13 protein-coding genes are annotated in these 11,236 nt (G+C 31.9%); 4 read left to right on the top strand and 9 right to left on the bottom strand.

From position 1 onward, the window contains the following. The 3 genes from IJL02_RS03535 to IJL02_RS03525 all read right to left on the bottom strand — a co-directional run. On the bottom strand, positions 1-215 hold a 215-nt coding region (locus IJL02_RS03535; RefSeq protein WP_292809100.1), incomplete at its 3' end, for a hypothetical protein. 250 nt (positions 216-465) lie between these two features. Further along, positions 466-1,848: a DUF3100 domain-containing protein gene (locus IJL02_RS03530; RefSeq protein ID WP_292809098.1), complete on the bottom strand. Its 1,383-nt coding sequence runs from the start codon at positions 1,846-1,848 to the stop codon at positions 466-468. A 256-nt stretch (positions 1,849-2,104) separates the two neighbouring features. Further along, the gene (locus IJL02_RS03525; RefSeq protein ID WP_292809096.1) at positions 2,105-3,364 is read right to left on the bottom strand and encodes a tRNA(Ile)(2)-agmatinylcytidine synthase; all 1,260 of its coding nucleotides are present in this window, start codon (positions 3,362-3,364) and stop codon (positions 2,105-2,107) included. 58 nt (positions 3,365-3,422) lie between these two features. Here IJL02_RS03525 and IJL02_RS03520 point away from each other — a divergent pair, with 58 nt between their 5' ends. Further along, positions 3,423-4,355, top strand: coding sequence for a transcriptional regulator (locus IJL02_RS03520; RefSeq protein WP_292809094.1), 933 nt, complete (start codon positions 3,423-3,425; stop codon positions 4,353-4,355). A gap of 9 nt (positions 4,356-4,364) precedes the next feature. Further along, positions 4,365-4,751 carry a hypothetical protein gene (locus tag IJL02_RS03515; RefSeq protein ID WP_292809092.1) on the top strand — a complete coding sequence of 129 codons (387 nt, stop codon included), beginning with the start codon at positions 4,365-4,367 and terminating at the stop codon, positions 4,749-4,751. Here the strand turns inward: IJL02_RS03515 and IJL02_RS03510 are convergent. Together IJL02_RS03510 and IJL02_RS03505 are read right to left on the bottom strand one after the other, a co-directional pair. Next, positions 4,748-5,551, bottom strand: coding sequence for a hypothetical protein (locus IJL02_RS03510; protein ID WP_292809090.1), 804 nt, complete (start codon positions 5,549-5,551; stop codon positions 4,748-4,750). The two genes, IJL02_RS03515 and IJL02_RS03510, sit on opposite strands and share 4 nt — an antisense overlap. Next, entirely contained in the window at positions 5,552-5,890 is a 339-nt protein-coding gene (locus IJL02_RS03505; RefSeq protein WP_292809088.1) for a heavy metal-binding domain-containing protein, read from the bottom strand. 164 nt (positions 5,891-6,054) lie between these two features. On the opposite strand from IJL02_RS03505, the gene serA reads away from it, so the two are divergent. Further along, positions 6,055-7,629, top strand: a complete 1,575-nt coding sequence (gene serA, locus IJL02_RS03500) for a phosphoglycerate dehydrogenase (RefSeq protein WP_292809086.1) — start codon at positions 6,055-6,057, stop codon at positions 7,627-7,629. Between the two features lie 48 nt (positions 7,630-7,677). Here the strand turns inward: serA and IJL02_RS03495 are convergent, their stop codons facing one another. From IJL02_RS03495 to IJL02_RS03480, 4 genes are all read right to left on the bottom strand, one after another. After that, positions 7,678-8,373, bottom strand: a complete 696-nt coding sequence (locus IJL02_RS03495; RefSeq protein WP_292809084.1) for a Mov34/MPN/PAD-1 family protein — start codon at positions 8,371-8,373, stop codon at positions 7,678-7,680. Then, positions 8,370-9,092, bottom strand: coding sequence for a tRNA(His) guanylyltransferase Thg1 family protein (locus tag IJL02_RS03490; protein ID WP_292809081.1), 723 nt, complete (start codon positions 9,090-9,092; stop codon positions 8,370-8,372). The genes IJL02_RS03495 and IJL02_RS03490 overlap by 4 nt, the downstream gene beginning before the upstream one ends. After that, the gene (locus tag IJL02_RS03485; protein WP_292809079.1) at positions 9,093-9,857 is read right to left on the bottom strand and encodes an aspartate dehydrogenase; all 765 of its coding nucleotides are present in this window, start codon (positions 9,855-9,857) and stop codon (positions 9,093-9,095) included. Between the two features lie 64 nt (positions 9,858-9,921). Beyond that, the gene (locus tag IJL02_RS03480; protein WP_292809077.1) at positions 9,922-10,326 is read right to left on the bottom strand and encodes a PRC-barrel domain-containing protein; all 405 of its coding nucleotides are present in this window, start codon (positions 10,324-10,326) and stop codon (positions 9,922-9,924) included. A gap of 164 nt (positions 10,327-10,490) precedes the next feature. Here IJL02_RS03480 and IJL02_RS03475 point away from each other — a divergent pair, with 164 nt between their 5' ends. Continuing rightward, positions 10,491-11,213: a tRNA-binding protein gene (locus IJL02_RS03475; RefSeq protein ID WP_292809074.1), complete on the top strand. Its 723-nt coding sequence runs from the start codon at positions 10,491-10,493 to the stop codon at positions 11,211-11,213. Positions 11,214-11,236 lie beyond the last annotated feature (23 nt).

The raw sequence follows: 11,236 nt of genomic DNA, 5'->3' as shown, positions 1-11,236 counted from the left end.
CGAGTTCCACAATGTGGACATCGAGCTAAACTCATTTTAAAATAAGGAACATCCTTCTTAAAACTTAAATCAAAAGATTTCAGAGCCTTTTGACAGGATTTAAAAATTTTCACAAAACGAGGATCTGAAAGTACTAATCCACCATTAAAATCGCAAAATATATATTGTTTAACATCTAAAATACTATTTGGAGTATTTGTTTTTTGGTTATGCATAATAAAAACTTTTACTCCACCTATTTATTAAATTTAACTATTTTTAGATAAAATTAAAAATTACAAACTAATTTTCATTAAAAAATTTCAAATCAACAAAGTTTTTGAAAGAGTCTAAAATCTGAAAATATCACAAAAAGAGAATAAAATATAAGAATATAGTTCTGAAAATGAGAATTAAAATTATTTTTAATCCCAATCCTAAATAAATTATACAATCACTGCAGCAGCACCAGCTAACTGAAAAAGATTAAATCATGCCAGTAACAGCCAAGGTCAAATGCGCAATAACTGCAGACCCGAGATAAGTTCCAGTTATGACAATCATAGCTATAATAACTCCTTTCCAACCAATCTTTTTAAATTCACCCCAATCATTACCTATTGCAATTCCAACATAAGCTAAAAATGCAGTACAAATTGTGGCTAAATTAATTTGTGAAACATAGTGAATAACAAAATTAGATGTTGGAACGCCCGGAATAGCTATAATAATACCAATTAAGCTGATATAAATAATTGATTGAATATTATAAGGAACAATTCTTTCAAGAGACATACCTACAATGGTAATTATAGAAATTATCACCATGCCAATAAAAGAATCGAGTATTGAAGAATGATAACCTACTACATTTCCAACAGTTACAATTAATGAAAAAATTAAAAGTAATGCCCCCCATCTTTCAAGTTTTCCAAAAGTCAATTCCTCTTTAGAAATATACTTATCCTGTTTTACCCCCTGAATATCATAATTACCATCAATAGAATCCTCATCACTATTTCCAATATGAGGAGATAACCATTTATATAATTTTTCTGCAAGAGGTATTGAAACAAAAATACACATATAAATGCCGAAGCAGAATGAAAGAAGATTACTGCATCCTGCAAAAGCTTCTAAATCTGTAGCCATTGATGGAAAGATATGAGATATAGAAGCCAAAGATGCTGCATTCATACTTGCACTTCCGATACCTGATGCCATTGCAAAAGCATAGGGATGAATAGGTAAAACAGAAACAGAAATGCTTGATAAAAGACTGATGAATGCAGTTCCAATAATAGATCCGATTACAAAAATTGCTAAAACTCCACGTGCCTCAGGAGACTTAAAACCATATTTATCAATAATAACCCCCAAATTAGGTTCACGACAAATAGAACTGGTCATACCAATAACTTCTCTCCTAAATCCTAAAAATAAAGCAACAGGCAATGCTATGAGAGTTCCCAAATCACCGAACTGTTGTAAAATCAAAGCAGGACCCACGTTAAAAATATCACTTATAGATTGACCGCTTGAAATTGCTAATTTAGCAATTAAAACTCCAATAAATAAAACCATTACTCCTTCAGCAACTTTGGATTGCTTACTTCCTACAAATTTAATAGGTTTTGCTAAAAAAAGGGCTAATCCCATAACCAATGCATATAATAATGGCAATAAGACAATTTGAATATTTTCTGTTATTTTAATCTCAATAACACCAATAAACATTGAAATGATTACTAAAACCAAAACTACTATGTGCACCTTATATTCAACCCAAGGAGGTCTCTTTTTAACTGCACGGTCTGTTTTTTCACGATAAGGATGTGTCTGATTAGTGATAATATCCCTCCAAAACATGGAAATTAAACATTAATTCAAAAATCATTGAAATTTTTTCTATGATAATGATATCAGCATAAATGTTCAATACTTATTACAAATACCTATAAAAAAAGTAGTATATAAACCCATATGACTTAATTCACATTATTTCTAAAATTAGGAAAAAAAATATAAAAAAATTGATAAGAATTTCACAAAAAGTGAACAATAATAAATTAATAATAATTTCCTAAATTAATAAATAACAATTAAAATTAACTAAGTGAAGATATTACATTCTACAAATTGGTTTTGACAAATGACGGCGAGCAGAAACAGGTGTTTCATAAAACTGAGCATTTTTTAAAAATCGATTAATTTTAATAGGAACTTTTTCATCAGATGCAATTTTATTTCCACATTTTTTACACTTGAATCCCTTATTCTTTCCCGCAGAAGTCATTCTTTTACCGCATTCACAGATTGGATTTTGATACTCAATGTCGTTTAATTTGATGACCTGAAACTTCTCAATATTAAACGTGTTTTGCTCACCGATTCCTCCGAAGACTTTGATGACATCCCCCGGCATCAAATAAGAGACAGTTTTTCTAAAGTTTTTTGTTGGCTCATATGCACCACATTCAATTTCACCGGATTCGTCTTTAATGTAGAAAAACATGTGCCCCCCATCAATGATTGTAGGCTTATTTTTTACTTCACCAACCACTTCATAACATCCAAACTTTTTCATTTCAGATATTGATTCTGCTTTTTGAATATGCATATCAGTATGCTGGTTTGTTTTAAAAATACACCAATCCACTATTGGTTCAGCTACTTTAACAATGCTTTTAGCAACTTCAAGTGCCTCAACATTATTGGACCTGATTCCATATAATACCGGACAAGGAGTTTTAGGCTCTATTGCAATATACTCTTCAGAGTAGTCAATATTTTCAAACGTATCAGGAAATGTTTCTTTATCCATTAAATAAACAGAATCATAGTCAATTTGTCTTTTAGTTCCATAATTTTCAGATGCCCTATAAGCAAGCAATTCAAAAGTATAATCATCCAAAGGCAAACTAATAGCTGCGATGGATCCGATAATTCCCCTTCCTTTTTTGAACTTATGAATTTGACAACCTACTGATTTACCAAACTCCTCAGCTTCTTCAATAGTGATAAACTCATAAATTGCCCTGAATGCATAATTCTCCATTTCTTTTGTGATTTCACCATCATAAAAAATTACACCTGGATTCGTATTATCACAGTCAAACATGGATAACTTTTCAACTTCATCTAAAACAATTTCTTTTGCCAAATTAGCTTTATCATCATTTTTAATTCTAAAACTAACTCCACCATTTCCACGAGTTTTGAATCTGGCAAAAGGATTGAGCCTAATTAGTCTTGGATAATCTACAAGTTCAATTCCATTTTTTTCGAATTCATTAATTATCTGACTTGCCAAATATGTTGTACACATCCCGTCGGGAGAATCAGTATCATCAATTCCAATATGCAAAATATTAATCATAATCACCTTTACATTTAAAATATATTAGAGTTAAAATAATATATAGTTTTAAAGAGGAATTGATATGTTAACTCGAGGAAACCTGCTACAGCAAATTGAAAATTTACTAAAATCACAAGGTTTTAAAACCTCAGATATTTATGAACAAGGTTCTTTTGATTTAGTAGCCAGAAAAAACTTATTAATTTTACTTTTAAAAACATTTTTAAATATTGACAGTATCAATGAACATAATGCTCATGAAATGAAGCAACTGGCCAACATATTTCTAGCATCACCAATCATCATAGGTGAAAAATCAAGAAATGGTCTTCTTGAAGAGGGAGTAATCTATGAGAGATATGAAATTCCGACAATTGGCCTTGGCACTTTCAAAAATATGATTTTATATAATGAATATCCTGAGATTTTAGCAGACCGTGGAGGATACTTTGTTAAAATTGATGGTAATGTAATAAAACAGTACCGTGAAGAATATTCAATGTCTCTAAAAGATTTGGCCAATCTTGCACATGTTTCAAGAGCCACAATGTACAAATATGAAAATGGAATCGTTCGTGCAAATACAGAAACCGCAATGATTTTAGAAGAAATCTTAAATACAAAAGTTACTCTTGATATTGACCTGTTAAAGCAACCTCAAAAAGAAGATATCAAATATAGTGACGACGTTAATGATTTATCCAAGTTAGGTTACGGTGTTTTATCTACAAATAAAAGTCCATTTGATGCAGTAGCGAAAATGAAAACTTCAGACAAAGAGTCCCCATTAATAACAAATGTCGAAAAAAACAGAAGCGAAAAAACTTTAAAAAGGATGGCAATTCCCCTAAAAGACTTATCAATGGTGACAACCTCAGAACCAGTATTTATAATCAATAATGATAAAATAAGAGAGTCAATCGGCACAATTCCCGTGATAAAGTCCTGGGAGTTAAAGGAATTTGAAAACTCCAAAGAGTTATTGAAAATGATTAAAGAAAGAAAAGAAAATTAGTGTGGTAATATGGAAGATTTACAGATTACAGATATGGAAAATCACCCAATCAAATGGGTCTGCAACTATAAAGGTCAGAGAGCTATTGGAATCTGTGGTAAAACTCAAAAAATAGCTATGTTTGCATCTGATGAGAGAGTTTCAAGAATTCTAGACGACATCGTTATTGGAACTGATGAATCTCAAGAAGGATATGGCTGTGAAGAAAAAAATAGATGCTGTAATTTTGAATGTGAATTCTGTGAAATATCTCCAAGACAATACCTTCAGATTACCGGTAAAAAACCATCAAATAAAAATATCACTGATTTAATTAATGGTTTAAAAGATTTAAATGAATCTCTTGAAGCTGAAGGATACACTCCTTTTGAAGAATACGAAGTCGTCAAGCTTTAGAATTCCTTTAAAAGTGAAAAATCCTCACTGACCTCTTCAACTTTAGCAACACCTATTGAAATCAGATCAATATAATCTATATTTTTAAAAAAAGTAAAAGCCTCTTTTGGCTTTAAAACACCTGCAGCCAAAGTTCTGGTTGCTATTATTTTTTTATTTAAACCTAATAATTTTTGTTTAAATTCTTCTCTTTGGGATGAATTGAATGCTGAAATGTCCATCATATAAGAAATGGAATTAAATGGAATCATATAAAAATCAAATAGACTAGTATCTAAATTCTTGGAAATTAAATCAGCAGTTTTAGATGGAAATGCGGTAACCAAACCTGAAAGAGAACCTGAATCATTAATCTGAGATAAAATCTTTGAAGTTAACTTCCAGTCATAACCATCCACAATAAACTCATCAACAAGCATTACAGGACAATCATAGCCAGAAAACAATTCAATATCCTCATCCCAATCCACATCTTTTGCCACTTCATAATTGGGATTTAAATAATCAACATCAGATTTTCCAACAGTCGCTATAACTTTCATCTCACATCCATTATCACAAGCAATATCATATGCTTTAAGCAGGTTATGGTCGTTTACCAGATTTATTGCTCTTACACCCTGATTGTATGCTTCCATAATAACTTCAGCAGTATTTTGAGGATTGTCATATAAATCAATCTGATACAATCTAGACCTATGTCCAAAATAAAGTTCGGCCATGAACGGACCGTATCCCAATATGGCTTTTGGAATTGATTTGCCCTTAAATTCTAAATCCTCAAAAAACATAATAATCATTCATTCCTTTTCTACTACAACTGCAGTTCCATATACTAAAATTTCTTGCATAACATTGGAAATTTCATTTGAATCAAATCTGATTGCAACGATTCCGTTAGCACCTAACTCTTTTGCATGATCAATTGCTCTGCTTAATGCTTCGTCCCTTGATTCTTCCATCATTTTAACATATTGTGAAATTTCCCCACCAAATAATGATTTTACACCTGCACCGATTTGTCCTCCGGCACCTCTGCTTCTAACAGTCAATCCATAAATGAAACCTTTTGTTTCTACAATTCTAAATCCTGGAATGTCATTTGCAGTTGAAATTGGAAATTCGTTTACTGATACCATATTTACACCTATTTTATTAAATTCATTAATTATTTATTCAGCTCATTATATTAAAATTATATCCCAAGTCAATATTTTATAAATTTTAAATATAATAAAAAATATATATTTACATAATATTTATTATTAAATATTTTTTAAAAATTACAAATTATGGTGAAAATATGAAAGTACTTATCGCTGATTCTATTAACGAAAAGGGTATTGAAAATTTAAAGGAAGTGGCTGAAGTCGTTGTAGACACTAGCATTACTCCTGAAGAATTAGCAAATACCATCCATGAATACGACGGAATTATCGTAAGAAGTCGGACAAAACTTACTGCAGATATTATTGAAAAAGCAGAAAATATGAAAATTATTGCTAGAGCCGGTGTCGGAGTAGATAATATTGACCTTGATGCAGCAACTGAAAAAGGAATTATGGTTGTAAACTCCCCAGAATCCACTTCTGTAACTGTAGCAGAACACACAATGGGATTAATATTAAGCATGGCTCGTAAAATATCAATTGCAGATAAATCCGTTAAAGAAGGAAAATGGGAAAAGAAAAAATTCATGGGAGTTGAACTTAGAAATAAGACTCTCGGAGTTATAGGAATGGGAAGAATCGGCTCTCAAGTAGTTAACAGGTGTAAAGCATTTGGTATGGATGCAATGGCATATGATCCATACTTACCAGAAGAAGTCGCAAAACAAATGGGCGTTGAGCTAACCGATTTGGAAACAGTGCTCAAAAATTCTGACTTCATTACAATTCACGTACCTCTCACTCCTGAAACCAAACATTCCATTTCAACCGAACAATTTGAAATAATGAAAGACACAGCATACATTGTCAACTGTGCACGTGGTGGAATCATTGATGAAGAAGCATTATATGATGCTTTAGTGAATAATAAAATCGGCGGTGCTGCTTTAGACGTATATGAAGAAGAACCACCAGCTGAAGATTCAAAATTATTCAAACTTGACAATATCGTATTAACTCCACACATTGCAGCTTCAACCAAAGAAGCTCAAAGGGATGCGGCTATTATTGTAGCCGATGAAATTATTGAATTGGCCAATGGTAAAGCTCCAAGAAATGTTTTAAACATGCCTCGTATTGATAATAACACCTATCAGGAAGTAGCACCATACATGGAATTGTGTGAAAAATTAGGTAGTTTTATTTCCCAAGGAGTTAACGGAAAAATCAAAGAAATTGAAATAATTTATAGTGGAGAATTGTCTGAAATCGACAATCTTGAAATTTTAACAAGAACAGTTATCCAAGGTGCTGTAAATCCATTCTTAAGTTCTCCAGTAAATGCTGTTAATGCAGCTCTTGTAGCAAAAGATAGAGGAATTAGCATTACCGAAGGCAGAAAAGACAAAGCTAAAGGTTATGATTCATTAATTAAAGTTATTGCAAGAAGTGCAGATGATGTTTTCTCAGCAGTAGGTACACATTTACACGAATCAAGAATTTTAAAAGTAAATGACTACTGGGTAGATGTCATTCCTGAAGGACACATGTTCATTGCAAAATATGAAGATGTTCCTGGAAGTATCGGTAAAATCGGTACCAAACTCGGAGAACATAATGTTAACATCGGAATTATGCAAGTTGGAAGAGATGAAAAAGGCGGAAGAGCAATCATGGTTCTAACTTTAGATAAAGAAATTCCAAAAGATGTTATCAAAGAAATCCAAGATTTGGATAATGTTTATGAAGCCAATGGATTAGAATTATAAAAAACAATTTTCACCATATTGTTTTTTATTTTTTATTTTTTTTAAAAATCAGTCCTTAAATTGTTTAGATATTCTTTTAACACTACCATCAGGATTCAACTCTATTTTTATTACCTGATTCGGTAATTTGGTGTTGGAAATAACATGCCCCTTAGTATTTTTTTCATATTCATCATACTGACTTTTTCTCTCTTCATCAAGAGTTTTGAAAAATTCATCATCTTCTTCATCAAAAAACCCTGGTTTGAACTCATCATCATCATTTAAAACATCCTCTTCATCGAAAAAGTCATCCACATTTTCATCATCAACAAAATAACTATAATCACCAACGACATAATCCTGAGGCTCACCATAACGGTTGTAGGCTCTGAATGTATCAAAACTATATGGCAGACATACAATCATATGGAAATAACCATTTTTAGAAAATGTCTTCAAGTCAGCGCCTGAAGGCTGTGCACTTGGTCCAGGATGAGAATGGACTGATCCCAAATACTTAGTGTTCATTGGAATTAATTCCGTGTGAACAACAGCACCAGTTTCACAGGTTTCACCCGGAACAAAAATTAGACTTGTTATATAAAGTATTTTATCTTTAATTAAACCGTCAAAAAATGCTAAAAATTCGTTTGGATATGCTTCCTTGGAATAATAGATTACTGATTCTAAAACTTCCCTATCTACCCTAACCTCTTTAAATTCATCATCATTATTTGGGAATAATTTGGAAATAAAACTCATATTAAAACACCAATCTCTTTAAAGAATTCTTCACTAAATTTAGGGATTTGCCAGTCAATATAAATATGACTTCTATAGGAAGTTTGCTCCTTATTTTCTTTTTTATTAAACCCTACAACTTTTTTATTTTTCCTATATATTCCAATTCCTCTTTTTTTATAAGTTTCAACATCATTCAAGTTAATTCCATTTTGGAACAGTAATTCATGTACATCACTTAAACTCATGCCATTTATTTTATCATTGGCTACATTATTTGAATACTTGGATTTGAGGTAGCTAATACCATGTGAATTGACACAGTTAACCCATGATTCCTCCTGCCTCCATTTGAAATATTCCAGAATATTTTCATCATTAATAGGAATAATTCTAGAATCAAAAGCAGGAGGCTTTTTAAAATCTGTATTATAATGTAAGACAAATGAACTGGATGTAAAACCTGCAATTACTGAATTTAATTTCTCAATTCTGCCATCATAAGGAAGTTTATCAAAAAGTAAGCTTATTTCATCTGAAAAAGTATAAATAAATAATGGGGAAAATTCCTCAAATAAATCCCTGCAAACTTCAGAGATTACCTTATAGAAGTTTTCGTCATAAGGCTTTACCAGATTTAAATCACGAGCTAGAGAGTGAAAACTCCTGCCGTCCAATCTCATAATAACCTTTGAATTTTTCGGAACTTTAAGTGACGAATAAACTTCATAATCTTTCATCTACATTCCCACACTAATAGTTTCATTAAAACTTTTAAGAAGCCTAATGGCTGAAAGTGCTGCAAGCATACTAGTTTTTGGATTTGCAGCACATGGATAATTCATAGTAGTTGTTTTAAACTCACCAAAGTCCCCTCTAGCAGTGATTTCATGCACATTTCTATCAACACTAGGATCAACAATGATTTTAACATCAATATCCCTTTGACAAGCTATGCTGATAGTTGCAGCAACATTGATATTTAATGGAAACTCCTTGACAGCTTCGGAAGCTTTACCTTCAAACAACACTTCAACTTCGTCAATATCCTTTCCAAGAGATTTCGGAGATTTTCGTGTAATGAGACTGACTTCTTCCAGCCCAAATTTAGCAACTGCCTTAATGCCATCCAAACCAACAATTGCACCTGAAGGAAGGTGAATTTTAGCATTATTTTCTTCGGCAATGCTTTCAAGTTCTGTGTAAAAATCCATATCCATAAATGCACCAACACTCATTACGATCATGTCTCGACCTTTAGCTAAAACTTTTGGAGCATAAAGTCTAACAGAATCTGGTGAAGCGCATTCTAGAACCAAATCAACATTATCTACCATATCATCAAAATCAAGTGCTGCCACACCGCCGGCAAAGCTGGCTAAATTTTCAGCTCTTTCAATATCCTTATCAAAAAAGTATGCGACATCAATACCATTATCTTCCGGAACAATGCTTGTTGTAATAATATTAGCAATAGCTCCACAGCCTATAATACCTACTTTCATAGTATCACACATAAAATTAGTTAAGAAAGAAATTAAAAATAAAAAAAGAATATGGAAAGATTATTTATAATCTTTCAGTCTCAAACTGGATTTGAGTTTCATTTTGTGGTTGAGTTTCAGGTTGTTTTGGAGCTGGTGCTTCAGGGATTTGAGGTTCTGGAGAAACTTTTTTGATGTCTCTAGGATTAATTAACATGATGTCCCCAATAGCTTGAACTTTATCAAAATCCACAGTCAACAAATCGTTTTGGAAAGACCTCATATCATTTTCTTCAGGAGATTCTCCACGAATACTTCCTAAAAACTGATTAACAAAACCTGCTGGTTTTCTTTCTTGTTCAATAGCTCTAACTTGTAATTTTGAAATAGTTCCTAATCTAATATTAAGAATAACGTCTTCTACACGACCAACATAATGTCCTGTGTTGGTATAAATATCTAAACTGCGTAATTTTGAAACTTCTACCATTTTTACACCACAATATAAAATAATAATAAATTAAATATGTATTATTTTATTTAATTGTTAATATAAATAGTTTATGTTTTTTAAAGTTTAAAATGCCTTTATTTGCAAAAAATTTATTAAATTATAAAATTAAAATATAATTTAGACAATAAAGAGGACTTCAAATGTGGGATACAACAAAAGATTACAGAATTTTAGTAGCAAGCAAAGCAAGAGAGAACTACTTAAATCTTATTCCGACAGCATCATTTAGAGGAAGTTGGAATAAAAAACAGGCTGTTGATTTGGGAAAGCAAATGAATAGTGATTTTCAATCATTGACTTATTCTTATCTTGAAGGAGATGAATTAGTAAACTCCCCAGATGTTGCGGCTTTAAAAGATAAAGCTTTAAAGATTATTGAATATTTAGGAGGAGATGATTGGAATAAAAAATTCTTAAGCAATGCTCCTAAGGAAGATAGGGAAAAAACCCAGGAAAATATTGCCAAAGTGAGATTTTTCCTAGATACAATTATCGGCCTTAAAGACCGTTTGGCATTAGGTCCCATTAATGATCCCATCATGGGTGTTGACATTAAAGTTGGAGAAGTAATGAGCGTTACACAACATCCCCAAAATGACAAACTCATGCTTTGCAACGTTAATTTAGGAAAACGTGCCATCACAGTCGTCACTAATGATTTGAATGTTAAAGATGACAATAAAGTAGGCGTTTCCTTACTTCCTCCGGAAACATTTGGCGGCATCGTAAGTGAAGGAATGTTTCTTGGAATGAACGGAAGTATCCTCAAAGATGTCGACGGCGAACTTGGTCAGATGCCTAAAGGAATCCCTATGGAATCTCTTAACGAAACACGTAACCTTGTTGAAAATTATTTAAAATAAGTTTAAAACTTATTTTCTTTTTT

The organism is Methanobrevibacter sp., from assembly GCF_017427765.1.
Classification (GTDB): domain Archaea; phylum Methanobacteriota; class Methanobacteria; order Methanobacteriales; family Methanobacteriaceae; genus Methanocatella.
Note: the sequence above shows the minus strand (reverse complement) of the source record. Positions and strands in the feature narration are given on the sequence as shown.